Source organism: Amycolatopsis ruanii (genome assembly GCF_003385175.1).
GTDB classification, from domain to species: domain Bacteria; phylum Actinomycetota; class Actinomycetes; order Mycobacteriales; family Pseudonocardiaceae; genus Amycolatopsis_E; species Amycolatopsis_E thermalba.
This window is the reverse complement of sequence record NZ_PQHY01000019.1, coordinates 39,805-65,467: the sequence shown is the minus strand read 5'-3', so window position 1 is coordinate 65,467 and position 25,663 is coordinate 39,805. Positions and strand designations below refer to the sequence as shown.

At 73.0% G+C, this 25,663-nt stretch carries 25 protein-coding genes; 6 read left to right on the top strand and 19 right to left on the bottom strand.

Annotation, left to right across the window (positions count from 1 at the left end; translation table 11 throughout):
- Positions 1-484: 484 nt before the first annotated feature.
- Complete coding sequence (locus D0D28_RS13270) at positions 485-1,681, top strand: sensor histidine kinase (RefSeq protein WP_116110778.1); 1,197 nt, start codon at positions 485-487, stop codon at positions 1,679-1,681.
- Positions 1,682-1,865: 184 nt separating this feature from the next.
- On the opposite strand, the gene D0D28_RS13265 is transcribed toward D0D28_RS13270, so the two are convergent.
- The 7 genes from D0D28_RS13265 to D0D28_RS13235 form a co-directional block, all read right to left on the bottom strand.
- Complete coding sequence (locus tag D0D28_RS13265) at positions 1,866-2,207, bottom strand: RNA polymerase-binding protein RbpA (RefSeq protein WP_094008076.1); 342 nt, start codon at positions 2,205-2,207, stop codon at positions 1,866-1,868.
- A gap of 61 nt (positions 2,208-2,268) precedes the next feature.
- The gene (gene secG / locus D0D28_RS13260; RefSeq protein ID WP_017983033.1) at positions 2,269-2,499 is read right to left on the bottom strand and encodes a preprotein translocase subunit SecG; all 231 of its coding nucleotides are present in this window, start codon (positions 2,497-2,499) and stop codon (positions 2,269-2,271) included.
- A 75-nt stretch (positions 2,500-2,574) separates the two neighbouring features.
- Positions 2,575-3,363: a triose-phosphate isomerase gene (gene tpiA, locus D0D28_RS13255; RefSeq protein WP_116110777.1), complete on the bottom strand. Its 789-nt coding sequence runs from the start codon at positions 3,361-3,363 to the stop codon at positions 2,575-2,577.
- A complete protein-coding gene (locus D0D28_RS13250) occupies positions 3,363-4,601 on the bottom strand; it encodes a phosphoglycerate kinase (protein WP_094008078.1) in 1,239 nt (412 codons plus the stop codon). Before D0D28_RS13250 ends, tpiA begins: the two co-directional genes overlap by 1 nt.
- A gap of 4 nt (positions 4,602-4,605) precedes the next feature.
- A complete protein-coding gene (gene gap, locus D0D28_RS13245) occupies positions 4,606-5,610 on the bottom strand; it encodes a type I glyceraldehyde-3-phosphate dehydrogenase (protein ID WP_094008079.1) in 1,005 nt (334 codons plus the stop codon).
- Between the two features lie 149 nt (positions 5,611-5,759).
- Positions 5,760-6,926, bottom strand: coding sequence for a winged helix DNA-binding domain-containing protein (locus D0D28_RS13240; RefSeq protein WP_116110776.1), 1,167 nt, complete (start codon positions 6,924-6,926; stop codon positions 5,760-5,762).
- 31 nt (positions 6,927-6,957) lie between these two features.
- Positions 6,958-7,461 (bottom strand): DUF6069 family protein, encoded by a 504-nt coding sequence (locus D0D28_RS13235; RefSeq protein WP_094008081.1) that lies wholly within the window; start codon positions 7,459-7,461, stop codon positions 6,958-6,960.
- Between the two features lie 73 nt (positions 7,462-7,534).
- Here D0D28_RS13235 and D0D28_RS13230 point away from each other — a divergent pair, with 73 nt between their 5' ends.
- Positions 7,535-8,179 carry a LysE family translocator gene (locus D0D28_RS13230; protein ID WP_116110775.1) on the top strand — a complete coding sequence of 215 codons (645 nt, stop codon included), beginning with the start codon at positions 7,535-7,537 and terminating at the stop codon, positions 8,177-8,179.
- Here the strand turns inward: D0D28_RS13230 and D0D28_RS13225 are convergent.
- A complete protein-coding gene (locus D0D28_RS13225) occupies positions 8,176-8,520 on the bottom strand; it encodes an ArsR/SmtB family transcription factor (protein ID WP_116110798.1) in 345 nt (114 codons plus the stop codon). The genes D0D28_RS13230 and D0D28_RS13225 overlap by 4 nt on opposite strands.
- A 101-nt stretch (positions 8,521-8,621) precedes the next feature.
- Here D0D28_RS13225 and D0D28_RS36745 point away from each other — a divergent pair, with 101 nt between their 5' ends.
- Positions 8,622-8,879, top strand: a complete 258-nt coding sequence (locus tag D0D28_RS36745) for a hypothetical protein (protein WP_240323200.1) — start codon at positions 8,622-8,624, stop codon at positions 8,877-8,879.
- A 215-nt stretch (positions 8,880-9,094) separates the two neighbouring features.
- On the opposite strand, the gene D0D28_RS13210 is transcribed toward D0D28_RS36745, so the two are convergent.
- The 4 genes from D0D28_RS13210 to D0D28_RS13195 form a co-directional block, all read right to left on the bottom strand.
- Positions 9,095-13,537 (bottom strand): hypothetical protein, encoded by a 4,443-nt coding sequence (locus D0D28_RS13210; protein ID WP_116110774.1) that lies wholly within the window; start codon positions 13,535-13,537, stop codon positions 9,095-9,097.
- 10 nt (positions 13,538-13,547) lie between these two features.
- The gene (locus D0D28_RS13205) at positions 13,548-14,348 is read right to left on the bottom strand and encodes a hypothetical protein (protein WP_116110773.1); all 801 of its coding nucleotides are present in this window, start codon (positions 14,346-14,348) and stop codon (positions 13,548-13,550) included.
- Positions 14,349-14,430: 82 nt separating this feature from the next.
- Positions 14,431-15,903 carry a hypothetical protein gene (locus D0D28_RS13200; RefSeq protein WP_116110772.1) on the bottom strand — a complete coding sequence of 491 codons (1,473 nt, stop codon included), beginning with the start codon at positions 15,901-15,903 and terminating at the stop codon, positions 14,431-14,433.
- Between the two features lie 11 nt (positions 15,904-15,914).
- Positions 15,915-16,379 (bottom strand): MarR family winged helix-turn-helix transcriptional regulator, encoded by a 465-nt coding sequence (locus D0D28_RS13195; RefSeq protein ID WP_094008130.1) that lies wholly within the window; start codon positions 16,377-16,379, stop codon positions 15,915-15,917.
- Positions 16,380-16,413: 34 nt separating this feature from the next.
- On the opposite strand from D0D28_RS13195, the gene D0D28_RS13190 reads away from it, so the two are divergent.
- Together D0D28_RS13190 and D0D28_RS13185 are read left to right on the top strand one after the other, a co-directional pair.
- Positions 16,414-16,851, top strand: coding sequence for a PPOX class F420-dependent oxidoreductase (locus D0D28_RS13190; protein ID WP_094008090.1), 438 nt, complete (start codon positions 16,414-16,416; stop codon positions 16,849-16,851).
- A 43-nt stretch (positions 16,852-16,894) separates the two neighbouring features.
- A complete protein-coding gene (locus D0D28_RS13185; RefSeq protein WP_094008091.1) occupies positions 16,895-17,596 on the top strand; it encodes a 2OG-Fe(II) oxygenase in 702 nt (233 codons plus the stop codon).
- A 124-nt stretch (positions 17,597-17,720) separates the two neighbouring features.
- On the opposite strand, the gene D0D28_RS13180 is transcribed toward D0D28_RS13185, so the two are convergent.
- The 4 genes from D0D28_RS13180 to D0D28_RS13165 all read right to left on the bottom strand — a co-directional run bounded on the left by D0D28_RS13180 (position 17,721) and on the right by D0D28_RS13165 (position 21,516).
- Complete coding sequence (locus tag D0D28_RS13180; RefSeq protein WP_094008131.1) at positions 17,721-18,749, bottom strand: glucosyl-3-phosphoglycerate synthase; 1,029 nt, start codon at positions 18,747-18,749, stop codon at positions 17,721-17,723.
- Positions 18,750-18,902: 153 nt separating this feature from the next.
- Complete coding sequence (locus D0D28_RS13175) at positions 18,903-19,430, bottom strand: GerMN domain-containing protein (protein ID WP_116110771.1); 528 nt, start codon at positions 19,428-19,430, stop codon at positions 18,903-18,905.
- Complete coding sequence (locus D0D28_RS13170; protein WP_094008093.1) at positions 19,427-20,845, bottom strand: sensor histidine kinase; 1,419 nt, start codon at positions 20,843-20,845, stop codon at positions 19,427-19,429. The genes D0D28_RS13175 and D0D28_RS13170 overlap by 4 nt, the downstream gene beginning before the upstream one ends.
- A complete protein-coding gene (locus D0D28_RS13165; RefSeq protein WP_116110770.1) occupies positions 20,842-21,516 on the bottom strand; it encodes a response regulator transcription factor in 675 nt (224 codons plus the stop codon). The genes D0D28_RS13170 and D0D28_RS13165 overlap by 4 nt, the downstream gene beginning before the upstream one ends.
- Before the next feature lie 102 nt (positions 21,517-21,618).
- Here D0D28_RS13165 and D0D28_RS13160 point away from each other — a divergent pair, with 102 nt between their 5' ends.
- Positions 21,619-22,413, top strand: coding sequence for a serine hydrolase (locus D0D28_RS13160; protein WP_094008095.1), 795 nt, complete (start codon positions 21,619-21,621; stop codon positions 22,411-22,413).
- A gap of 408 nt (positions 22,414-22,821) precedes the next feature.
- Here the strand turns inward: D0D28_RS13160 and whiA are convergent, their stop codons facing one another.
- The 3 genes from whiA to rapZ are packed head-to-tail and all read right to left on the bottom strand — an operon-like array spanning position 22,822 to position 25,649.
- Positions 22,822-23,808 carry a DNA-binding protein WhiA gene (gene whiA / locus D0D28_RS13155; protein ID WP_116110769.1) on the bottom strand — a complete coding sequence of 329 codons (987 nt, stop codon included), beginning with the start codon at positions 23,806-23,808 and terminating at the stop codon, positions 22,822-22,824.
- Between the two features lie 9 nt (positions 23,809-23,817).
- Positions 23,818-24,783 (bottom strand): gluconeogenesis factor YvcK family protein, encoded by a 966-nt coding sequence (locus D0D28_RS13150; protein WP_094008132.1) that lies wholly within the window; start codon positions 24,781-24,783, stop codon positions 23,818-23,820.
- 8 nt (positions 24,784-24,791) lie between these two features.
- The gene (gene rapZ / locus D0D28_RS13145; protein ID WP_094008133.1) at positions 24,792-25,649 is read right to left on the bottom strand and encodes an RNase adapter RapZ; all 858 of its coding nucleotides are present in this window, start codon (positions 25,647-25,649) and stop codon (positions 24,792-24,794) included.
- Positions 25,650-25,663 lie beyond the last annotated feature (14 nt).

Sequence of the window (25,663 nt, the reverse complement as noted above, 5' to 3'; positions counted from 1 at the left end):
CGGGCCTTCGCTCTGTCTGGCCTGCGGCCCAGCCCCACCACGGGTTCGCCCGGCCGCCACCGACATAGCCGGCCTCGTCGCGCCGGCCCGCCACGTTGCCGCCGCCGGGCCTTCACTCTGTCTGGCCCTTGGCGCCGCGTCGGCGGCCTGCGCCGCGGAACGGGGCCGCGCCGATGCGGTCCGCGCGGCAGGCGCAGCCAGGTTGTGGCCCTCCCCCGCCACGGTTCGCCCGGCCACCACCCACTGAGCCGGCCTCGTCACCCCGGCCCGCCGGGTTGCCGCCCACCCATGGGCAGCAGCCTGGTCCAGAACGCGGCCCCAGCGGCCAGTTCCCTCCTAATGCCGGCGGCGCCCCCGCCACTCGTCCTCCCTCACGGTGTGTGAGGTCCGCGTTAGCATCCGCACATTGTTGCGGCCACTCGCGTCCCGATCGGGTGACTTCGGACTCTCATAGGCAGTCCACAAGACGAGTGAGGTCCAAACCATGAGCTCCGAGGGACTCTCCATCGGGATTTCGGTCGGCGGCCCAGGCGCGCGCGCCGCCGACCGGGCGCACCGCGGCACCCGGTCGCGCCGGGCGGCGCTCGCCCGGCGCGCGGTGTGGGTGCCGCTCGCGATCGACGCCACCGCCATCCTCATCGCCGTGCTCGACGTCTGGCTCGTCATCCCCGAGAAGGCGCCGCCCTACTCGATCTACCTGTCCGGACTCGCCTGCCTGGCGCTGGCCGGCCGCCGCTGGATGCCGTTCGGCGTGGTGCTGCTGACCGTGCCCGGCTTCCTCACCGGCTGGTCGCAGCTGGCCGCGATGATCGCGCTGGGCATGCTCGCCACCCGCAAACAGACCCACTGGCAGGTGTGGGTCGGGGCGGCGCTGGTGTGGATGTGCCGGTTCGTGCAGTGGCCGCCGAGCGACTTCGCCCAGCTGAGCTGGCGCGAGCACGTCCTGGACGGCATCTACGGCGTCCTGGTGGCCGGCATGCCGATCGCGATCGGGCTGCTCATCGGCGCCCGCGCGCAGCTGTCCCAGAAGCTGGGTGAGCTGGCCGCCAGCCGGGACCGGGAACGCAAGCTCACCGCGGACGCCGTGCGCGCCGAGGAGCGGGCGCGGCTGGCGCGCGAGATGCACGACGTGGTCTCCCACGACATCACCCTGATCGCGATGCAGGCCGGGGTGCTCACCGCGCAGGAGTCGCCGTCGGCGCGGCAGACCGCCGAGGTCATCCGGCAGCTGTCCACCCGCACCCTGGAGGAGCTGCGGTCGCTGGTGGGCGTGCTGCGGTCCGGGCTGGAGGACGACGGCCCGCAACCCGGGATCGCCGAACTCGGACGGCTGGTGCACGACAGCGCGGTCGCGGTGCGGCTGACGATGGACGAGGTGCCCGACGACGTGCCGCCGAAGGTGTCGGCAGCGGCCTACCGCACGGTGCAGGAAGCGCTGACCAACGTGCGCAAGCACGCGCCCGGCGCGACCGCGACGGTCCTCGTCCGCGGTGAGGACGGCGCGCTGAGCGTGGAGGTGCGCAACGAGCGCCCCTGCCACGAGGCGACGGAACTCCCCTCGGGCGGCTACGGTCTCACCGGGCTCGCCGAACGGGCTCGGCTGCTGGGCGGCAGCCTGGAAACGTGCCCCACCGAGGACGGCGGCTTCCGCGTGCGGGCCCGCTACCCGCTGGGCGTCTGACCCCCAGGCCCCGCCGACCGCGCAGCGGCCCGCGTGAGCCCCGGCAGCGCGCGCGGGGCCGGGCGTCGGTGCGTCAGGCCGCGGACCTCCGCGAACGGCAACCCGGAACCGTCCGGAACGCAGAACGGACCCGCTCCGCCGGTGCGCGCCGGCGAGGCGGGTCCGTGTCCGGGAAAGCGCTTCCTCAGATCTGACGGCGCTGACGCAGCCGTTCGAGCGCCTCGGCGAGGATGGCCTCACCGTCGGCGTCGCTGCGCCGTTCCTTCACGTACGCCAGGTGGGTCTTGTACGGCTCGGTCCGCGGCGCGGCCGGCGGGTTCTTCTCGTCCTGGCCGGCGGGCAGCCCGCAGCGCGGGCAGTCCCACTCGTCCGGCACCTCCGCGTCCATGGCGAACGACGGCTTGGACTCGTGCCCGTTGGCACACCAGTACGACACCCGGCGGCGGGGAGCGGTCTCACCGCGCTCCGACTCACCGGACGGACCGGCACCGACCCTGGTGCCTCTGATTGCGTTACCGCCAACCATGAATCCTCACAGTGTGGATAGGCGGCGCACCCCCCATAGGCACGCCCGTGCGTTCAGGCCGTCACACCTTCAGCAGCAGGCCCAGGCCCACGATGCTGATCAGCCAGATGGCGCCCAGCAGCAGGGTGATGCGGTCGAGGTTCTTCTCGGCCACGCTCGACCCCGCCAGGCTCGACTGCATGCCACCCCCGAACAGCGAGGACAACCCGCCACCGCGGCCGCGGTGCAGCAGCACGGCGATCACGAGCAGCACGCTGGACGCGATCAGCAGGATTTGCAGGAACAGCTTCATCTCATCCTCTGGTCTTCGGGAGTTGCCTGATCGTGTGACGGTCTGAGGTTGCCAGACTACTCGCCGACCCCCCGGTTACGGCAGCGGCCCACCCGCGGCCAGCGCGCACAGCTTGGTGAACTCGTCGGCCTGCAGGCTCGCCCCGCCGACCAGCGCACCGTCGATGTTGTCGCACGCGACCAGCTCGGCGATGTTGCCCGACTTGACCGACCCGCCGTAGAGCACGCGGACCTCGTCGGCCACCTCGGCGCCGTACTTGTCGGCCAGGGCGCCGCGCAGCGCCTTGCAGACCTCCTCGGCGTCGGTCGAGGTCGCCACCTTGCCGGTGCCGATGGCCCACACCGGCTCGTAGGCGACCACGACGTGGTCCTTGACCTGCTCGGGCTTGAGGCCCTTGAGCCCGGCGATCAGCTGCTCGACGCAGTGGGCGACGTGTCCGCCGGCCTCCCGCACCTCGAGCTTCTCGCCGACGCACAGGATCGGCTTGATGCCGTGCTTGATCGCGGCGCGGACCTTCTTGCCGACGAGCTCGTCGTCCTCGTGGTGGTACTCGCGCCGCTCGGAGTGCCCGACCGTGACGTAGGAGCAGCCGAGCTTGGCGAGCATCGGACCGGACACGTCACCGGTGTAGGCGCCGGAGTCGTGCGGCGAGAGGTCCTGCGCGCCGTAGGTCAGCAGCAGCTTGTCCCCGTCGACCAGGGTCTGGATGCTCCGGATGTCGGTGAACGGCGGCAGGACCGCGACATCGACCTTGGCGTAGTACTTCTCGGGCAGCGAGAAGGCGATCTTCTGCACCAGGGCGATGGCCTCGAGGTGGTTGAGGTTCATCTTCCAGTTGCCCGCGATGAACGGCTTGCGCGCCATCAGGCACCACCCTCCAGCACCGCGACGCCCGGCAGTTCCTTGCCCTCGAGGTACTCCAGGGAGGCGCCGCCACCGGTGGAGATGTGCGAGAACTTCTCCTCCGGCAGGCCCAGCACGCGCACCGCGGCCGCGGAGTCGCCACCGCCGACCACGCTGAACGCGTCCGAGTCGGCGATCGCCTGCGCGACACCCTTGGTGCCGGCCGCGAACGGGGCCATCTCGAACACGCCGGCCGGGCCGTTCCAGAACACCGTCTTCGCCGCGGCCACCTCGGCCGCGAAGTGCTCGGTGGTGCGCGGGCCGATGTCCAGGCCCATCCAGCCGTCCGGGATCTTCTCGGCCGCGACGGTGTCGGTCGCGGCGTCGGCCGCGAACTTGTCCGCCACCACCACGTCGGAGGGCACGACGATCTTGTCCGCGTGCTCGGCCAGCAGCTTGCGCGCGGTCTCCACGTAGTCCTGCTCCAGCAGGGACGAGCCGACGCCGTGGCCCTGGGCGGACAGGAAGGTGAAGGCCATGCCGCCGCCGATGAGCAGGCGGTCCACCTTCGGCAGGAGCGCCTCGATGACCGCGAGCTTGTCCGACACCTTCGACCCGCCGAGCACGACCACGTACGGCCGCTGCGGGTCGCCGGTCAGCTTGCTCAGCACCTCCAGCTCGGCGAGCACCAGGCCGCCGGCGTAGGCGGGCAGCGCGCGGGCCACGTCGTAGACCGAGGCCTGCTTGCGGTGCACCACGCCGAAGCCGTCCGACACGAAAGCTCCCCCGCGCCCGCCGGCGCCAGAGGCACTGGCACTGTCGCCGGTCAGGGCCGCCAGGTCGCGGGCCAGCTCGGCCCGCTCCTGATCCACCTTGCTGGTCTCGCGCGGGTCGAACCGCACGTTCTCCAGCAGGGCGACGTCGCCGTCGGCCAGGCCGGCGACGACCGCGCGGGCCTGCTCGCCGACCACATCACCGGCGAGCCGGACCTCGGCGCCGAGCAGCTCGCCGAGCCGGTCGGCGACCGGCCGCAGCGAGTACTTGGCCTCGGGGGTGCCCTTCGGGCGGCCGAGGTGGGCCGCGACGATCACCTTCGCGCCGGCCTCGGCCAGGCGCCGGATGGTCGGCAGCGCGGCGCGCACCCGGCCGTCGTCGGTGATGGTCGAGCCGTCGAGCGGCACGTTCAGGTCCGACCGGACCAGAACGCGCCGCCCGGACACACCCTCGGCGAGCAGGTCTTCGAGAGTCTTGACAGTCATGGCCTCAGCTGAGCTTCGAGCCGACGAGCTTGACCAGGTCCGCGAGGCGGTTGGAGTAGCCCCACTCGTTGTCGTACCAGCCGAAGACCTTGACCTGGTTGTCGATGACCTTGGTCAGCGGCGCGTCGAAGATGCACGAGGCCGGGTCGTTGACGATGTCGCTGGAGACGATCGGGTCCTCGCTGTAGCGCAGGATGCCGGCCAGCGGGCCCTCGGCGGCGGCCTGGTAGGCGGCGTTGATCTCCTCGACGGAGGCCTTCTTGGCCAGGTCGACGGTGAGGTCGGTGATCGAGCCGGTGGGCACCGGGACGCGCAGCGAGTAGCCGTCCAGCTTGCCGTTCAGCTCGGGCAGGACCAGGCCGATGGCCTTGGCGGCACCGGTGGAGGTCGGCACGACGTTCAGCGCGGCGGCGCGGGCGCGGCGCGGGTCCTTGTGCGGGCCGTCCTGCAGGTTCTGGTCCTGCGTGTAGGCGTGGATGGTGGTCATCAGGCCCTTTTCGATGCCGAAGGCCTCGTGCAGGACCTTGGCGAGCGGGCCGAGGCAGTTGGTGGTGCAGGACGCGTTGGAGATGATCGTCTGCGAGCCGTCGTAGAGGTCGTCGTTCACACCCAGCACGACGGTCAGGTCCTCGCCCTTGGCGGGCGCGGAGATGATGACCTTCTTGGCGCCGCCCGCGATGTGGGCCTTCGCCGCGTCGGCGTTGGTGAAGAAGCCGGTCGACTCGACGACGACGTCCACGCCCAGGTCGCCCCAGGGCAGGTTGGCCGGGTCGCGCTCGGCGAGCGCCTTGATGGTCTTGCCGCCCACGACGATGCCGTCGTCGCCGACGGTGACCTCCTCGGGGTAGCGGCCCAGGACGCTGTCGTACTTGAGCAGCTGCGCCATGGTGGCGACGTCGCCGAGGTCGTTGAACGCGACCACCTCGATGTCGTGACCCGCGGCCTGCACGGCGCGGAAGAAGTTGCGGCCGATCCGACCGAAGCCGTTCACACCTACGCGAACCGTCACTGCTGCTCTCTCCTCGGGTTCGTCCCGGTCCCCGCGAGAACCGGGCACACATCTTCGGGCTCGAGGCCAACCCTAGCGGTGCTGGCCTGCGTGTACTCGCACACCCTAACGAGATGTGCACCACCGTGGGGAATCGATCAAGAGGACGATCAAGATGACAGATCTCGCTCGACGGGCGTGCGGAATTTCGGTATGACCGCGACCCCGCCGAGACGGCCGTGCAACCGTTCGGCGGCGGCGTCGACGGCCGCTGTTCCGTCGGCGCCGATGTCCTCCAGCAGGCGGATCGCGATCTCCCCGTCCGGGCGCTGGGCCCACCCGCCGACGATCCGGCCGTCCCACCACACGGTCGGGCCGATGTTGCCGGTGCGGTCGAACAGCTGTGCCCGGTGCTCGCCGAGAAACCAGCCGCGCTCCTGCCAGCCCATCGGGGTCGGGTCGAGGGCGGGCAGCAGCGCGGCGACGGGCTCGGGGTGGTCGACGGGCTCGTCGCGGCCGGGGAGCGCGACGCCCGGGCCGTCGTCGAGGTCCACGTCCACCGGACCGATCGCGGCCAGTGCCTTCTTCACCTGCCCGGCGGTCCAGCCGGTCCACCACTTCAGATCGGCGACCGGGGCCGGGCCGAAGGCGCGCAGCCAGCGGCGGGCCAGTTCCACCCGGGCGGTCTCGGCGTCCACCGGTTCCAGCACGGGCAGCCAGGTTTCCGTGGTGGACCAGGCGTACTGGGTGGACACCCAGGTGCCGCGGGGACGGCCGCGGACGATCCGGCCGGACGCGGCGAGCAGGAACAGGACGCGGTTGGTGATGTAGGTGCGGGACTCGTACGACTTGCCCGCGGCCAGGACGATCTCGGTCCGCAGGCGGGGTTCGCCGTCCGCGACCTGCTGGGCGTACGCCGGTTCGCGGGCCCGGAGCGCGGCGTGAGCGCCCTCCTCGACTTCGGCGAGCCAGGCGTCGAGGTCGGTGTCGAGGCCGGCCGTGGCCAGGTGCTTGATCAGGTGCTTGCGCTCGCGGGTGGCGATGTCGTCGGCGCAGGCGGCCTGGACGACCGGCACGAGCGCTCGCGGGACGACGAACATCGTGCGGCGCATGCCGAGCATCCGCACCAGGGTGCGCTCGTCGTAAAGGGCCCGCTCGACGTCGGCGGTGCTCGCCGCCGAGCGGGCCAGCACCGAGAGGTGGACGGTGGCCGGATCGGTCGCGTGCAGCACGACCAGGCTCTCGGCAACCTGCTCCGGTCCGTCGGCGGGCGCCGCGAGGTGGTGCCGCGTCACCAGACGAGCGCGGCGCTGGTCGTTCCCCAGTTTTCTGTTCACCCGGCGGTTCTACCACCGGGCACCGACAGTTTCAGGAGTAGTAGTGCGGGCCCTGGTCCCACTTGAGGGTGGCCGTGGGGGCTTCGCGGTCGCGGCGGCGGCGCCGTGCCGTGGCGGCCACCGTGCTCACCAGCATCGCGATGACCGCGCCGATCGCCAGGTTGATCAGCGCGGTGGCGATCTTGGCGTCCAGCTTCACGGCCAGCGTCAGCGGCAGCACGATCGCGATCGCGGTGACCAGCACCATGATCCAGCCGAAGAACTGGCCCGGCGCCGAGGTGCCGAGGCTGAGCACGTGCATCAGCCCGGTCGCGAGCAGCGCCGCGGCGGCCGCGCACAGCGCGTAGGTGATGGTGTTGGCGTTGCCCCAGATGCCGTTGCCCTTGGGGGCCAGGACGGCGACGTCGAACAGGCCGCGGGCGATCAGCAGGCCGACGACGGTCACCAGCGCGGCGACGACCGCGGTCGCCACCCCGCCGGCCCACAGCCGGCCGTAGTCGGGCTCGGTCGGGTCACTGGGCGGGTATCCGGTCACCGTCCGGGGGTGGGCGCGGTGATCGGCGGATAAACATTCGTCACCCGGGTGGCGGCGCCGATACGCTCGGTCGATGGTCTCCCCCAGCCACTTCGCGGCGTTCGCCGCGCTGGTGTTCGTGATGGTGGTCGTCCCCGGTCCGAGCGTTCTGTTCACGGTGAGCCGCGCGCTGACCGTGGGGCGGCGGGACGCGCTGATCACGGTGCTCGGCAACGCGGTGGGCGTGTACGCGCAGGTCGTGGCGATCGCGTTCGGGATGGGCGCGATCGTGCAGACCTCGGCGGCGGTGTTCACGGTGATCAAGCTGGCCGGCGCCGCGTACCTGGTCTACCTGGGCGTGCAGGCGTTCCGGCACCGGCGCAAGCTGTCCGAGGCGCTGGCGGACGCGGTGCCCGCCACGCGCGGCCGGACGCTCGCGGTGCTGCGCGACGGGTTCATCGTCGGGTTCGCCAACCCGAAGTCGATCGTGTTCCTGGCCGCGGTGCTGCCGCAGTTCGTCGACCAGGCGGCAGGCGGGGTGGTGGCGCAGATCCTGGTGCTGGGCATCGCGCTGCCGGTGATCGCGCTGGTGTCGGACAGCGCGTGGGCGCTGGTGGCCGGCGCGGCGCGGACGTGGTTCGCCCGCTCCCCCAAGCGCCTGGAGCTGGTCGGCGGCACCGGTGGGCTGGTGATGATCGGCCTGGGTGCCGGGCTGGCGCTCAACGGCCGGAAGGACTAGCCGGAACCGAGCAGCCCCGGGAAGGCCTCGTCGAACTCGGGGCGGCGCAGGCGGTTCAGCCGTCGCGGGCCCTCGTCGCGTTGTTCGATCAGGCCGGCTGCGCGCAGGACGGCGAAGTGGTGGCTGCGGGTGGCCTTGGTGACCGGCAGGTCGAACGTGCCGCACGCCTTGGTCCAGTCGGGCGGCTCCGCCAGCTCGCGCAGGATCGCGCGGCGCACCGGGTCGGCGACCGCGGTCAGCGCGTCCCGCAGCGGCACGTCCTTCGGGTGGACGTGGGTCAGCCCGCGCGCCTTCGGCCCGGACTCCCTCAACCGCCTCGACGCGGCCACCGGGCTGGGCATCGAGGGCGCGCTGGCCGCGCTGGAGATGGACCGACGACGCGCTGGCGCAGCTGAACAACCCGCTCGGCGGGATCCTGCGCGGCGGCGCGGACATCGCCGCGTTGTACGACAAGGTCTTCCACGGACCGGCGCGGGTGACGGTGGCCTTCGGCGACGTCGTGGAGTACGCCGGGGACGGCCACGCGCTGTTCGCCGGGCGAGACGGGGTCCTACGTCGTGGACGGCGGCGAGGTGCCCCTGCGGATCCGCACGAGCCGCTACTTCCGGTACGAAGACGGCCGCTGGCGCAGTTCCACCACCACAGCAGGACCGACGACGCCGACGAGCCGGCCGCCTACCAGGCGGCGATCCGCGGCTGACCGCCGGACCGGCCGGTGCTCGCCGGCCGGAACGGCGGCCGCCGGAAGCGCGAACCACACGGGCGAACGCGGAACTCGCGCACGGGAACGCGGAACTCACGCGGCCGAGCGTGGAACTCGCGCGGCCGAGCGTGGGACTCGCGCGCCGGAGCGTGGGACTCGCCCGGCCGAGCGTGGGACTCGCGCGCCGGAGTGTGGGACTCGCGGCTGGGGGTTCAGGCGCTTTCCGCCTGCTCCCCCGGCTTGGTGAACAGCCGGGTCGCCGAGATGCGGGCCGTGCCGTCCGGGTCGGCCAGGTCGTCCAGGTGGTTGCGGATCGTGGCGTCGACCGACAGGTACTTGCGGCCCGCGCGCAGGTCCGCGTCGTTGCGCAGGCGCACGATCAGCGGGAACTCCGACAGCGCGCCGGCGTCGAACAGGCCCGTCGTGTAGATCAGCTGCACCCCGAGCGCCTCCGCGACGACCCGCTGCAGCTCCAGCAGGTACCCGGCCGACGCGCGGCCGATCGGGTTGTCCAGGAACAGCACCCCGGAATGCCGGTTGCGCACCATGCCGCGGTTGTTCGCCCGCAGCGCCGCCAGCGTGCAGTACAGGATGATCGCCGCCGTGAGCTGCTGCCCGCCGGAGAACACGTCCCTGATCTCCGACACCCGCTGGCGTTCCGTGCGCAGCACCGAATCCGGCTTGAGGATGTCCACCCGGAACCCCTTGGGCACCGCCGCCCGCACGCCGCGCAGCACCAGCGACATCCCGTCCCGCTTCACGTCGCGGCCGTCGCTGGTCCGGCCGAGCGCCGCCTCGTCGACGACCTGCCCGAGCGCCTCGGACAGCTGCGGCTCCTCCGGATCGCCGAATCGGATCCGCAGGAACTCCTGCCCGGACCAGCCGCCGAGCCCCTCCGGCAGCCGCGACAGCCGCTGCGCCGACCGCAGCATCCGCAGCGCGCCCTCGACCATGCCCTGCAGCCGCGCCACGATCCCGGACCGGTGCCGGTCGATCTGCGCCAGGTCGTCGGTCAGCGTGCGCAGCCGCGGCTTCAGCGCGGCCGACCACTCCCGCGCGTGCGACGGCAGGCTGTCCCGGCGCACCGACACGATCTGCTGCCGCACCGGGCTGGCCAGCTTCTCGAACCGCTTGTCGGTGGCGTACTGGGCCAGCGCGTCCGCCGCCGCCCGCACCCGCTTCTCCGCGGCATCCACCGCCGCCTCGGCGTCGGTCAGCGTCGTGTTCAGCTTGCGGTAGCGGGCCTGCGCGGCCTCCACGTCGCCGTCGAACACGCTCTCCGGCTCGCCCTCGGGGGCCAGGTGCGCCATCGACTCGGCGAGCATCCGGAACCCGGCCGCCGACGCGGTGGCCGCCTCCAGGGTGCGCTCGGCCTCCGCGCGCCGCGCCTGCGCCTCCTCCAGGGCGCGGGCCGCCCCCGATGCCTCCTCGCCGGCTTCGTCGATCAGTTCCCGGCCGTGCTCGACGTCGCGCGGCCGGACCTCCAGCGACGCGTTCTGCTTCGGCAGCTGGTCCAGCTCGGCCTTGCAGGTCGCGACCAGCCCGATCGCCTCGCTGTGCTCGGCCTCCAGCGCGGACACGGTCCGCCCGGCCCGCGCCAGGGCGGCGGCGCGGGTCGCGGCGTCGGAGCCGTCCGGGGTTTCCAGCAGGCGCGCCGCCTGTTCCCGCACCGCCGGCTCCAGCGCCTCCAGCGCCGCCCGTGCCGCGGACTCCGCGTTCTCCGCCTGGTCCAGCTCGGCCCGCAGGTCGCTGCCCACCTCGACGCGGGCGTAGGCGTCGCTGGCCGCGGCGAACGCGCGGCGCAGCGCGTCGACCGGTTCGGTCGGCACCGGGTCGTCCTCGGACACCGACCCCCCGCCCGGCACCTCGGTTAGCTCGGCGCGCGCGTGGGTGACCGTGCGGCGGTGGCCGTCGGCGGTGCGCTGCTCCTCGGCGGCCTCCTCACGCAGCCGCGCCGCGCGCTCAGCCGCCTGCTCCGCCTCGGCCTCGGCGCGGGTGACGATCTCCTGCGCCCGCTCGACGGTCTCGGTCCACTGTGGAATGAGGGCGACCCGCTCGGCCAGCTCGGCCAGTTTGCGGGCGCGGTCCTCGCTGCCGCGTGCTTCGGCGCGCAGGGCCGGGATCGCGTCCCGCAGCCGGGCCCGGCGCGCGGCCAGGTCCGTCACCGCGCGCTCCTGCGCGGCCACGGCGGCTTCGGCCTCGGTCTGCTCGGTGGCCGCGGCCTCGGCCTCCTCGGCGAGGGTGGCCAGCGCGCCCGCCGGGTAGTCCTCGCGCCAGGTGGTGAGCTTCCACTCCAGCGCCGCGTCGTCGCCGATCGCGCCGGCCAGCGCTTCGAGCTGCTTCTGGCGGCGGGCGTGCCGGGCGGCGATGGCCTGGCGCTCGGTGTCGGCCGCCTCCTCGTCGTACATCGCGGGGTTGGGCGGGACCAGGAAGTCCACGCCGGGCGCCGCACCTGACGCCCGCACGGCCTGGGTGGTGCCGACCGGCAGCACCACGCTCGGCAGCAGCTTGGCGTCGGCGAGCACCTGGCGGGCGCGGTCCAGCTGGGCCGGGTCGTTGATCAGCACCCCGCCGAGCAGGTGCGGCAGGTCCCGCAGCACCCGTTCCCGGCCTGCGGCGTCCATCGTGGACAGATACCGCCAGCCCGACCACGCGGTGATCCCCGCGGCCTCCAGCACGTCCAACGCGGACTGGACCTCGGGCGGCGCGGGCAGCAGGCCACCGGATCCGAGCGCGGCCAGCGCCCGTTCGTCGGCCGATTCCTCCATGCGCAGCGCGGTCTGCTCGCGCTCGGCGGCGGCGCGGGCTTCACGCAGCCGGGTCAGCAGGGCGGGGGTGTCGGTCTCCAGCTGGACGTTGTCGCCGCCGAGCAGCTCCAGCAGCCGCGGGTGCGCGGCGAGGCTGTCCGCGCGCCGGTGCGCCTTGGCCAGCTCCTCCGCCGCGTGCGCCGCCCGGGACTGCGCGGTCGCGGCCCGCTGCTGCGCGGCGTGCAGGGCGGCCTGGGCCTGGGCGTGGTCCTCGGCGACACCCTCCAGCTCGCTCTCCCGCGCGGCCAGCTCCGTGATCGCGTTCTCGCCGCGGGTGCGGGCTTCGTGGGCCGCGGCGGCGCTCGTGCTGCCGTCGGTGAGCAGCCCGTCGCGGACGGCCTGCTGCACCTGTGCGCGCACCTCCTCGATGCGGCGGGTCAGCTGCCCCAGCTCGGCGCGGTGGCCGGCGGCGGTCGCGGTCGCCTCGTCGCGCTGGTTCTGCGCGGCCGCGGCGGCGGTGCGGGCGGTCTCGGCTCGGGCTTCCGCGGCCTGCGCCTGCTCCTCGGCTTCCCGCGCCAGCGCCAGCAACCCTCGGGCGAGCGCGGTGGCCGCGGCGTTCTTGGCCTCCAGGGCCGGTTTCGCGCTCTGCTCGCGGTCGCCGACCAGCTTGCGGATGCCGGTCGCCTTACGCGCGGCGTTGACGTGGGCCAGCACCGTGCCGGTCTCGCGCCACGCGGCCGCGGTCTCGCGCGCCTTCGCCAGCTCCTCGTCGATCCGCGCCTTCTCCGCGGTCGCGTCGGCCAGCCGCATCTCCGCGACCACGCGGCGCAGCTCGGCGACGACGGCGTTGCGGCGCCGGTGGTCGCCTTCGGCCAGCTTCTCCGCGTCCCGCGTTTCGTCCACATAGGACTTCAGCCCGTCGAGGCGCTCGGCCTCCAGCTCGTGCCGGGCGATGACGGATCCGGCCAGCGCGCGGGCCTCCTCGCGCGCGACCGCGGCGAGCTTGCGGGACGCGGCGGCGAGGGACTCCTCCTCGGTGAGCGGCGTCAGCAGGTCCAGCGCCCCGGCCACGAAGTCGCGTTCGGACATCAGCTCGCCGCGCTGCCCGAGGTTGTGTGCGTAGGTCTGCACGACCTCGGCCAGGTCCTTCGGGTCGTCCTCGGGGATCACCGCGCGCAGCAGGAACTCCACGAACGCCTCGTCGGAGGTGAAGGCGAACGCGTCGGCCGCCTCACCCTCGCCGGCGTTCATCGCGCGCTGGTAGCGGAACAGCTCGGTGTCCAGGCCGAGGGTGTCCAGCCGCTCGGTCCACTCGTGGTGGCGGCGGGTGGTGAACAGCTCCAGCTCGGGCTCGGCCTTGTGCGCGCGCTCCAGCTGCTCGGCGAACCCGGACATGGTCAGCAGGCGGCCGTCCTCGGTGAACGGCAGCGACTCCAGCCCCAGCGCGGCGGTGGGCCGGAAGCCGTACCACGAGTCGACCAGGTTCGCCGGGTCGTTGGACACGACGTGCCCGCGCCACTCCGACACCTTGCCGGTGATCACCCGCTGCCCGGTCTCGGTGTGCTGCCACTCCAGGACGACGTGCGCGACGTCCTTGGCCATCACGAACTTCTCCAGCACGCGCGTGCTGGTCGTGCCCACCACCTGGCGGCGGCCGGGCAGCATGACCGAGAAGATCAGCTTGATCAGCACGGACTTGCCGCCGCCGTTCTCCAGGAACAGCACGCTCGCCGGGGACGGCCGCCGCGGCAGGCTCCCGTCGGCGGAGTGGATCCCGGCGGTGAACAACGCGTCCTGCGCCGGGGCCTTGACCAGCGGGCCGACGCCGCTGAAGTCCAGCAGCACGTTCTGGTAGCGCGCGCCCGCCGGTCCGACGGAGTGCAGGCGCACCCGCGCAAGCTCGTACACCGATCTCCCCCTACAGAGTGTCCGAAATGGACGGGCGCAGCGTGCCCCCGCCGCCGGAGACCGCGACCACGCCGAGGGCCAGCAGCTCCTCGAACGCGCTGTCCGCGGCCAGTTCCCGCACCTGCACCTGGTACCGCGGCGTGGTCCGGTAGGTGCCGCCCTGCTCGCCGCTCACCTGCACCAGGAACCCCTGGTCGGCCAGGAACCGCAGGGCGCGGGACACCATGCCGCGCGTGGTGTCCGAGGCCAGCCGGCCGTCCTTGGTGGCCGCCGCCTCGGGACGGCGGGCGTAGGCGCGCCAGGCCTGTTCCAGCTCCGGCGAGTCGGACAGCGGGTCGTTGTTGGCCTCGGCCTTGGCGGCGCGCTCGTCGAGGATCCGGCACGCCTCGCGCACCACGCCGTCGACCTGGTCGACGCTGACCCGGCCGATGTAGGTGTCGTTGGCCAGGTCGTCGGGGCGCGGGTAGCCGAGCGCGGCGGTGGCGAGGTGGACGAGACCGTGCAGCACCTTCTCGGTGTCGCGGCGCTCGCGGATCTTGCTCTGCCGCGCGTAGCTGTCCATCTTGACCTCGAACACCGACTCGTCGGTGGCGGCCAGGACCGCGCCGGCCTGGTGGCTCACGTCGAGCACCATCAGGCCCAGCCCCGCGGCGACCGAGTTGGTCAGCTGCTTGAACGCGCTGTCCTCGCCGTAGCGGCGGACCAGGTCGGCGTAGACGACGTCGCGCGAGGGCAGGTGCTTGGGCCGCATGCCGAACGAGATCAGCCGTGCCGCCGACTCCGCATCCCCGGTCGTGACCGGACGCGTCATGCCGCCCCCTCAACGGACGCGGCAAGCCGCGGCAGTGCCTTGGCAGGCATGGCGCTGAATGATTCGGACCTGCGAGCAGTCCTCATGCCGCCCCCTCTTCGTCTTCCCGTTCCAGGCGTGCCGTGCTCAGCAGCAGGTCGGCGCCACCGAACTCGGTGTCCTCCAGCAGCGTGCCGTCGTCGACGGCGAGCAGCGCGCGATCGTCCCCCTGCCGGACGGCGGCGCCCACCTCGGGACTGTAGGAGTGCAGCGCCCGCAGCGCCACCAGGCGCGGCAGCTGCGGGTCGAGCTCGCGGGCCTCGGCCAGCAGGCCGGACAGCCGCCGCGGCACCTCCGGCAGGTCCAGCAGCTCGTCGGCCCGCCGCCACTGCTCGTCACTGTAGTGGTCGAGGCTCTCCGGCGGGACGAGCTCCGGCTCGGGCACCTCGCCGACCACCTTGTCGCGCTCGGGCGCGGGCCGCAGCAGCAGCGAGACCAGCGACGGCAGCGCGGGCACGGTGGGCACCACCAGCCCGGCCGCGGCGTGGAAGTACGACTCCAGCGGCGACACGGCGTCGGCGATCGGCAGTTCCAGCGCGGGCATCAGGATCTGGCCGAACAGGTCGACGGTGGCGCGCTGCGGCGGGCCGGAGAACTGCTGCCGGTCCTGCTCGGCGCGGAAGACCGCCCCGGCGGCCTGCAGCCGGGCCTGCAGCTGAGTGTGCCGGCTGATGCAGTCGCTGACGATGTCGACCAGCTCGGCGGCGCGGCGCTTGTGGTCGACGTCCTCGGCCTCGTCGCGGGCGGCGGTGATGTTGCGCAGGATCGCGTTCTCCGCGCGGAAGCGGGCCTCGATGTGGGTCAGCGCGGAGTCCAGCAGCTCGGGCATCTCGCGGTCCCAGTCCACCGCGCGCACGTCGCGGCGGGTCGCGTCCAGCTTGGCGCGCAGCGTCTCGCCGTACTGGACGGTGCGGTAGCGGGCCTGCTCGGCGGCGAGCTTGGCGCCGGTCGGGCGGCCGCGGCTGATCAGGTTCTCCAGCTTGACCTCGGCCGCGATCTGGGCGGACTCGACGTCGGTGTCCAGCGCGCCGACCAGCACGTTGATCGCCTCGTCGCTGGCCCGCAGGTACACCTCGCCGTCCGGGGCGGCCAGCTCGACGAGCAGCTTGAAGTCGAACGCGCGGCGCCGGTAGGTGCCGTGCGCGTCGAGGCTGCCGTAGACACGGCGGAAGCCGCGGTCGGTGGTGCCGACGTTGATCAGGTTGTCCAGCACCCAGCGGGCGACGCGCAGGTGCTCCTCGGCCGGGCGGCGCGGGGCCTGCGCGGCGATGAACGGCTGCAGGCGCCGGACGACGTCGTCGTGGTCGGCGCCGGTGTCGAAGTCCATCGCGATGGTGACCAGGTCGATCGTGTGCAGCGCGATCTCGGCCATCTGGTAGACGGTCGCGTCGGCCCAGTCCAGTTTCGCCTTGCGCGCGTCCAGGTCGTGCAGGGGCGCGGTGCAGGCGAGCGCCTTGAGCCGCCGGGCCAGGCCCTCGTCCACCAGCCCCCCGCTGATCAGGTCCGAGTCACGCACAGCGGGCCAGACTACCGGTCCGTTCGTTCCCGCTCGACTTCACGCTCGTAGGTGCGCAGCGTGTCGATGACCAGGCGCCGCTGCTCGGGGGTGAGTGGCTCCAGGGCGGTGCGCCAGGCGCGGGCGCCGGCGGCGAGCCAGCCCTCGACCTCGGCGCGGTAGGTCCCGGCGATGCTGACGATCGTGCGGCGGCGGTCGTTGTCGTCCTCGGCGCGGTCGAGGACGCCGCGGCGGCTGAGATCGCCGACCATCAGGCTCACCGTGGTGGGCGCGACCTCGAGCCGCGCGGCCAGCTCGGTGACCGTCATCGGCCCGTCGAACAGCAGGTAGGACAGCAGCGACAGGTGCCGCGGAGCGAGGTTGAAATCGCGCAGCCGCTCCGGCACCGGCAGCTTCTTGGCGCGGCCGACCAGGCGCGGCAGGAGCAGCAGCATGGTGCGGACGGCCTCGTCGGCGGTCGGTGCGTCGCTCGCCATGCGGGTCATGATCCCACGTCGCTAGGGTCGCCCCATGCACGCATTGAGCAGGGACGAGTGGCTGGAGTTCGCCTCCGTCGGCACGCGCACCGGGAAGCTGGGCATCACGCGCGCCGACGGCAGCCCCCACGTGACGCCGGTCTGGTTCGTCGTCAACACCGACGACGGCGCCGACGAGCTGATCTTCAACACCGGCGCGGAGTCGGTGAAGGGGCGGGCGCTGCGGCGGGACCCGCGGTTGTCGCTGTGCGTGGACGACCAGGAGCCGCCGTTCGCGTTCGTCCAGTTCACCGCCGAGGCGACGGTGCACGAGGACCTGGACGAGATGCTGCACTGGTCGACCCGCATCGGCGCGCGCTACATGGGCGAGGACCGGGCGGACGAGTTCGGCAAGCGCAACGCCGTGCCGGGTGAACTGCTGGTCCGGGCACGCATCACGAAGGTGGTCGCGTTCGGCGGTCTCGCCGACTGATTCCCGCCAGCCCGCGGCCGACCGGGCGCGCAGACTGGGCGGGGTGATCTCGGACGTCGCGGGCTTCGACTGGCCCGCCCTCACGGCAGAACTGAACGACACCGGCTGCGCCCTCACGCCGCCGATCCTGAGCGCGCGCGAGTGCCGGGAGCTGTCGGCGCTGTACGACGACGCGGGCCGGTTCCGGTCCACGATCGACATGGCGCGCTTCCGGTTCGGGTCCGGGCAGTATCGCTACTTCGGCTACCCGCTGCCCGAGCCGGTCGCCCGGCTGCGCGCGGCGTTCTACCCGCACCTGCTGCCGATCGCCCGCGACTGGGCCGCCAAGCTGGGCTGGGACGCGCCGTGGCCGGACGACCTGGAAACCTGGCTCGACCGGTGCCACCGCGCGGGCCAGATCCGGCCGACGCCGATCCTGCTGCGCTACCGGGCCGGCGACTGGAACGCGCTGCACCGCGACCTGTACGGGGAGCTGGTGTTCCCGCTGCAGGTCGTGATCGGGCTCGACGTGCCCGGCGCCGACCACACCGGCGGCGAGTTCCTGCTGGTCGAGCAGCGGCCCCGGGCCCAGTCCCGCGGCACGGTGACCCAGCTGCCGCAGGGTCACGCGCTGATCTTCACCACCCGGGACCGCCCGGTGCGCTCGTCCCGCGGCTGGTCGGCGGCGCCGGTGCGGCACGGCGTGAGCACCGTCCGCACCGGCATCCGCCACACACTGGGCCTGGTGTTCCACGACGCCACCTGAGCGCAGAGTTCGCGCACCCGAACGCAGAACTCGCGCGCCTGAACGTGGGACTCGCCGGCGCCGCGCGAGTCCTGCGCTCCTGGGCGCGAGTTCTACGTTCGTGAGCGCGAGTTCTACGTTCGTGTCAGGCGATCTCCCGCAATCCCGAGCCGTCGGCGGCGCGCAGGGTGGCCAGCGGCGGGCGCTGCTCGCACGCCAGGTCGGTGACCACCAGCTCGCGGTCGACGCCGTGCCCGGACTCGCCGCGGCGGAACTGCGCGAGCAGCGTCGCCGGGGGCTCGGCCGACACCAGGCGCCCGTAGCGCTCCAGGCGGTCGAACACGGTGAGCATGATCTGGCCGGACATGCGGCCCAGCGCCTGGGTGTTCTGGTGCCGGTGGGTGCGCTTGCCGAGATCGACCTGCGCGAGCGCGTCCAGGCCGTGGGCCTCCAGGATGTCGATCAGGTGCCCGACCTCGACCCCGTAGTTCGCCACGAACGGCACCCGCTCCAGCACCTCGCGCCGTCCGGCGTACTCGCCGGCCAGTGGCTGCACGAACCCGGCCAGCTCGGGCCAGTACAGGTTCAGCAGCGGGCGCGCCACCAGCTCGGTGACCCGGCCGCCGCCGTCGGCGTCGGTGCTCACCGGCCCGACCAGCGGCCGGTGGTAGAAGCCCTTGACGTAGGCGATCGAGTCGTCGGTGAGCAGCGGGCCGAGCAGGCCGGTCACGTAGTCGCTGGTGAAGTCGTACAGGTCGCCGTCGACGAACACGACGATGTCGCCGCGGGAGGCGGCCAGCCCCTTCCACAGCGCCTCCCCCTTGCCCTGCAGCCCGGGCAGGGCAGGCAGGACCGAGTCCTGCGCCACGACGGTCGCCCCCGCTTCCACGGCCACCCGCGCGGTCGCGTCCCGCGAGCGCGAGTCGACGACCATCACCTCGTCGACCAGCTGGTGGCGCTCGACCAGGTCACGGCGGATCGTGCGCACGATGTCACCGACCGTGGCCTCCTCGTCCCTGGCCGGGATCACCACGCTGACGGTCGTGTCCCCCTTGGCGGCGATCAGGCCGGCTACCGGCCAGTCGCCCGCCTGGCTGCTGCGCCGGGGCAGCCAGGAGCCGACGTCGGCGGACACCTGCGGCGCCGCCACCTTCCTCGCCCTGAAGCCACGCATGCGCATCCCCTTCCCCGAACCGGACATCGGCCAGACCGATGCTTCGGCAGACGGGTTTCGCCAGCCGCTCCGGGATGAAACCGGCAGGTTACGAGTTCGTACCCGGCAGCGGGCGGTCGTAACACGCCTTGCACATCCGGTGCGTTCCGGACGTCAGCGGATGAGGGGGCAGGTCCGGCCCTGCGCCGCTTCCGCGCCGTCCGGCCGCGCCTTGGTGGTGACGTATTCGTCCGCGGGCATCACGCCGGGGGGCCCGGCCAGCCGCACGACCACGCCGTAGGCGCTGGCGCCCGCCTGCGCGTGCACCGCGATCACCGTGCAGACGATCTGGTCCTTCGCCGTCTCGGGCAGGACGTCCAGGGGCACGGTGAGGTGCACGGTCACGACGCCCTGGTCCAGCGTCCCCACGGACGCGCCGATCGCGCCGGGGGGCAGCATGGACGCGTAGTTCACGGCGTATTCGTCCGGGGTCGGGCCGGCCAGGAGCAGGGCGACCGCGTCGGCGACCGTGCCGAGGTGGCCGGTCGCGCGGACGACGGGTTGCAGCTCGCCGGCCTGCAGGAAGTACAGGATCGGCCCGGGCGCCGCGCCGGCCGGCGGGTCGCCCGCCGACACCGGATTTGTCGGGCGCACCCCGCACCCGGCGAGCACCAGCACCAGCAGCAGCCCGATCCACCTCATCGCCGCACCTCCGCCCGCGGCAGCCGGAGCACGAACCGGGCACCGCCGCCCGGGTGGTTGCCGGCCTCGATCGTGCCGCCGTGCAGGCCGGCGTTCTTCTCCGCGATGGACAACCCGAGACCACTCCCCTCCGACCGCGACCGCGCGGTGTCGGCCTTGTAGAACCGGGCGAACACGTGTGGCAGCACGTCGTCGGCCAGTCCCGGCCCGTGGTCGGTGACCTCGACGACGGCCTCCCCGCCGGCCGCGGACAGGCGCACCCGCACCGGCGGGGCGCCGTGCCGCAACGCGTTGCCGACCAGGTTCGCCACGATCACGTCGAAGCGGCGCGCGTCCACCGCGGCGACGATCCCGGGCGGCAGCTCGGCCTCGACGCGGTCGCTCCACTGCCGGGTGCGCAGGGTCGCGGCGATCAGCTCGCCGAGGTCGGCCTCGCGCCGGTCCATGCGGGCGCGGCCGTTGTCGAAGCGGGAGATCTCGATGAGGTCGTCGACGAGCCGGGTCAGCTTGCGGGTCTCCTCGCTCACCAGGCGGGTGGCGGTGGCCGCGTCGCCCTGCAGCCGCGCGGCCTCCTCGTCGAGCACCTCGGTCACGGCGGTCATCGCGGCGAGCGGGGTGCGCAGCTCGTGCGACACGTCGGCGACGAACCGGCGCGCGTCGGCCTCCATGCGGCGCAGCTCCCCCACCGACTTCTCCAGGCTCGCGGCGGATTCGTTGAACGTGCGCGCGAGCTCGGCCAGCTCGTCAGCGCCCCGCTCGGGCAGCCGGGTGGCAAGCCGGCCGTGGGCCAGCTGGCGCGCGCCGTCGCGCAGGCGCCGCACCGGCCGCAGCACCGCGCCCGCGGCGAGCCAGGCGAGGAGCACCGCCAGCGGCACCGCGACGGCCGCGGTGCGCCAGCCGTTGAGCGCGAACTCGCTGATCTGCTGCTGCTCGGCCGTCAGCGAGAACCACCCGTACACCTCCAGCCCGGACGGGACGCGGCGGAAGCTGGTGTCGACGGTCATGACGGGCATGCCGACCAGCAGCTGGGGGGTGCCGTAGGAGTCGACCCGCTGGAACACCACCTGCTTTTCCGCGTCGATCCGGGCGATCAGCTCAGGCGGCACCCCGGCCATGGAACCGCCGACGGTGGAGGTCAGTGTGCCGTAGCGCGCGACGGCGGCGGACGGGACGGCGCGCAGGAGCTGGTTGAGCGTCTCCACGTCGGGCGGCATCCGCAGGGTGGGGGCGATGGCGTCCACGTCGTCGCGCAGCTTGGTGATCAGCGAGTCCTGTGTCGCGGCGAGCACGGTGCGCCGCGCGGCGACGTAGTTGACCCCGGTCGCGCCGACGATCGCCGCCACCGCGACCAGGCTGATGATGAGCACCAGCCGCGCGCGGATCCCCCGCAGCCGCGCGAGAACGCGTCTGATCACAGTGGACCGAACCGGTAGCCGAAGCCGCGCACGGTCCGCACGTACACCGGCGCCGCGGGCTGGTCCTCCAGCTTCGCGCGCAACCGCTGCACGCACGCGTCCACCAGCCGCGAGTCGCCGAGGTAGTCGTGGTCCCACACCAGTTCCAGCAGCTGCTGGCGGCTGAGCACGCGGCCGGGCACGCGGGACAGCTCGAGCAGCAGCCGCAGCTCGGTGGGTGTCAGCCGGACCGGTTCGCCGTGCTTGGAGACCTCGCAGGCGGCGCGGTCGATCACCAGCGCGCCGTGTCGTTCGCGGTCCTGGCCCGCCGCGCCGCCGCGGCGCAGGACGGCCTTGATGCGGGCGTCCAGGACGCGGGGCTGGACGGGTTTGACCACGTAGTCGTCGGCGCCGGCTTCGAGCCCGCCGACGACGTCGATGTCGTCGCCGCGGGCGGTGAGCATGATGATCGGGATGGGGCCGGTGGCGCGGATGCGGCGGCACACCTCGAACCCGTCGATGCCGGGCAGCATCAGGTCGAGCAGCACGAGGTCGGGCCTGCGGGCGGCGAGCAGGCGCAGGCCGCCTTCGCCGTCCGCGGCCGGTTCCACGTCGTGGCCGTGCCGGCGCAGGCCCAGGCACAGTCCTTCCCGGACCGCCGGGTCGTCCTCGATCAACAGCACAGTCGGCACGCGGCCGATTATGGCGGTGTTTCACCAACTGCCGCGACTCTGTTGCAAAACCATGACATGACGACGACGGGACGCGGACATCGGCGGCGGAAGGTGATCACCATGTCCGTGCAGACCAGGCCACTGCGCCGTGGCCCGATCGTCGTCCTCGTCACCGCGGTCGTCGTGATCGCCCTGGCACTGGGCCTCGCGCTCGCGCTCCGCGGCAGCAGCTCCGGCACCTCCGGACCGGCCGAGGACTCGGCGACGAGCGTGCTCGTCTACGACCGCGAGAAGGACCGCATCCTGCGCGGCGCGGGACTCGACACGCGGTACCGGTCGGCGTCGCTGGTGAAGCTGCTGATCGCGATCGACCTCGTGCAGCGCGGCCACGTGACACCGCAGCGGCCGAGCCCGCGCGTGGCGAAAATGCTGTCCTCCAGCGACGACGCGATCGCCAGCCAGCTGTGGGAGTCCGGGGGCGGACCGGAGATCGTCCGCCGCACGGCCGGTTCACTCGGTTTGACGGCCACCGAGCCACCCTCGGACCCGGGCCGCTGGGGCGACACGCTCCTGACGGCCGAGGACGTGCTGACGATCTACCGGGCGGTGCTGGCCCTGCCTGCGGGTGAGCGGCGCTTGATCCTCGACCCGCTGCGGGACACGCCCCCGGTGGCGGCCGACGGGGTCGACCAGTACTTCGGAATCCCGGACGCGTTGCCGGGCCGCCCGTGGGCGATCAAGCAGGGATGGGCGGCGGGCCGCGGCGGGGTCGACGCGCACACCAGCGGGCTGGTGGGTGCCGGGGACCGGTACGTCGTGGTGGTGCTGAGCCACCGCCCCAGCGGCACGGCGATGGAGACGGCGATGCGAGAGGTCACCCAGGCGACGGCCGCGGTGGAAGGACTGCTGGGGTAACTAACAGGCACGAGTCTTTTCAAAGCCCCACGGAAACCGGCGGCCGGCAACGCAAGTGGACCGACCAAGCTCCACACCCAATGTGACCGTTAGGCGCCGTAGGCGCCTAACGGTCACGGGGCGGGCTCTCCGCCTGCCCAACGTCACCTCTAAAGATCAAGAGATGTCCTCGCCGGACGGGCAGGCTCCGGGATGACGGGGGACCGTTGTCATCTCACCTTGACGAGGTGGTCGCTGTGTGGTCATCCCGTCGCCTTCCGGTTTGTGCATATCACCTTGAGCCAGGGCCGCAAGGTTGGCATGTCAACTCACGCTGGCAGCGGAGGTTGCGGCCCTGGCTCAAGGTGATCGTCACGTGTCAGGCGACGGGATGACCACCCAGCTCGTTGGGTTCGCTGTCCCGGCGCTTTAGACGCTCTCCTCGAGCATTTCCGGCGTGACGGCGCTTTCGGTGTCCGGGATGTTCAGTTCCTTCGCCCGCTTGTCGGCCATCGCCAGCAATCTCCGGATCCGGCCGGCCACCGCGTCCTTCGTCATCGGGGGGTCGGCCAGCTGGCCCAGCTCCTCCAGGGATGCCTGACGATTCTCCAGCCGCAACCGTCCGGCGGCGAGCAGGTGTTCGGGTGCGGTGTCGGCCAGGATGTCCAGCGCTCGTTCCACCCGGGCGGCCGCCGCGACCGCCGCCCGGGCGCTCCGGCGCAGGTTGGCGTCGTCGAAGTTGGCCAGGCGGTTCGCCGTCGCGCGGACCTCGCGGCGCATCCGGCGCTCCTCCCACTGCAGGACGCTCGCGTGGGCGCCCAGCCGGGTCAGCAGCGCACCGATGGCGTCCCCGTCCCGGACCACCACCCGGTCGGCTCCCCGCACCTCACGCGACTTCGCCTGGATGCCCATCCGCCGCGCCGCCCCCACCAGCGCCAGCGCCGCCTCCGGGCCGGGGCACGTGACCTCCAGCGACGACGACCGGCCCGGCTCGGTCAGCGAACCGTGCGCCAGGAACGCGCCCCGCCACGCGGCCTCGGCGTCGGCGATCCCGCCGGACACCACCGCCGCCGGCAGGCCCCGCACCGGGGCGCTCCGCTGGTCGATCAACCCCGTCTGCCGGGCCAGGCTCTCCCCGTCCTGAACCACCCGGACGATGTACCTCGTCGTCTTCCGCAGCCCGCCCGCGGACAACACGTGCACGTCCGAATGGTGGCCGTACAGCTCGTGGATCTCCTTGCGCAGGCGCCGCGCGACCGAACCCGTGTCCAGCTCGGCCTCCACCACCACCCGTCCCCCCACGATGTGCAGGCCACCGGCGAAGCGCAGCATCGACGCGACTTCGGACCGGCGCGGCCCGATCTTCGTGATCTGCAGCCTGCTGAGCTCGTCCTTCACGGCGGCGGTCATCGCCATGGCCCCTCCCTACCCTTTCCGGCCCTCGGTCCCGCTGAGACCGAGAGCTTCCCGCACACAGCTCGCCAGCGCATCCGGATCGTGCACACCCTCGCGACCAGGGTCCGCCACATCCGCCAGAAGCGCCGTGGCCCCCAGTCCCGCCGCCGCGTCCCGCAAGCGGGCCGGTGCCGGCACCGAGTCCCGGTCGGCGATCACCGCGTCCACCCGCAGCCCGGGCGCGTGCTGGAAGAGTACGTCCAGGTGCCGTTCGGGTGAGAACCCCGCCGTCTCACCCGGCTGAGGGACGAGGTTCAGGACCACGATCTTCGTCGCCGCCGTGCGCATCAGCGCGTCGTGCAGGGCGGGCACCATCAGGTGCGGGATGACGCTGGTGAACCACGAACCCGGCCCCAGGAACACCGCCTCGGCGTCCAGCACGGCCTGCACCGCCTCGTCGCACGCCGCCGGCACCCCCCCCGGCCGCCGCGGCGTGCGCAGCGTGATCCGCTCGACCCGCCCCGGGGTACTCGCCACCGCGACCTGGCCGCGGATGCGGCGCAACGACCCGTCGTCGTCGAGGCCGGACACCTCCGCCTCGATCTCCAGCGGCTCCGGCGACATCGGCAGCACCCGCCCGGACACGCCCAGCAGCCGGCGCGCCTCGTCCAGCGCGGCCACCGGATCGCCCAGCACCTCGAACAACCCGGCCAGCACCAGGTTGCCCACCGCGTGCCCGGTGAGCGCGCCGCTGCCGCCGAACCGGTGCTGGAACACCTCCGCCCACAACGACTCGCCCTTCTCGGCGACCGCCAGCGCGGACAACGCCTGCCGCAGGTCCCCCGGCGGCAGCAGGCCCAGCTCCCGCCGCAACCGCCCGGACGAGCCGCCGTCGTCGGCGACCGTGACCACCGCGGTCACGTCCGGGGTCAGCCGCCGCAGGGCGGTCAGCGTCGCGTGCAGCCCGTGGCCGCCGCCCAGCGCGACGGCTCGCAACGGCCCGGTCACTCGCGTCCCAGGTCCCGGTGGATGACCTTCACCGCCATACCGTCCTCATTGGACAGCAACCGGGACAGCTCCTCGGAGATCGCGACACTCCGGTGCTTCCCGCCGGTGCAGCCCACCGCCAGCGTCAGGTACCGCTTGCCCTCCCGCCGGTAGCCGGCGCCGATCAGGCGCAGCAGCTGGTGGTAGCGGTCCAGGAACTCCTCGGCGCCCTCCTGCGACAGCACGTAGTTGCGCACCTCGGCGTCCAGGCCGGTGTGGTCGCGCAGCTCGGGGATCCAGAACGGGTTGGGCAGGAACCGCACGTCCATCACCAGATCCGCGTCCATCGGCAGGCCGTACTTGTAGCCGAACGACAGCACGGTGACCCGCGTCTGCGTGGCCGATTCGGAGCCGAACGCGTCCTCGATCTTCGCGCGCAGGTCATGCACCGACAGCGCGGAGGTCTCCAGCACCAGGTCGGCCTCCTCGCGCAGCGGCGCGAGCATCTGGCGCTCGGCGGTGATGCCGTCGATCAGCCGGCCGTCCCCCTGCAGCGGGTGGCCGCGGCGCACCTGCTCGAACCGCCGCACCAGCACCGCGTCGGTGGCCTCCAGGAACAGCACCCGCGGCTTGTAGCCCCGCGCGTCGAGGTCCTTGATGATCGACGACAGGTCGTCGGTGAACGCGCGCGAGCGCACGTCCATCACCACGGCCACCTTCGTGATCGCGCCGCGGGCCTGCGCCCCCAGCTCGACCATCGTCGCGATCAGCTCGGGCGGCAGGTTGTCCACCACGAACCAGCCCAGATCCTCCAGGCACTTCGCGGCGGTGCTGCGGCCGGCGCCGGACAGCCCGGTCACCACCGCCACCTCCATGCCGGTGCCGCGAT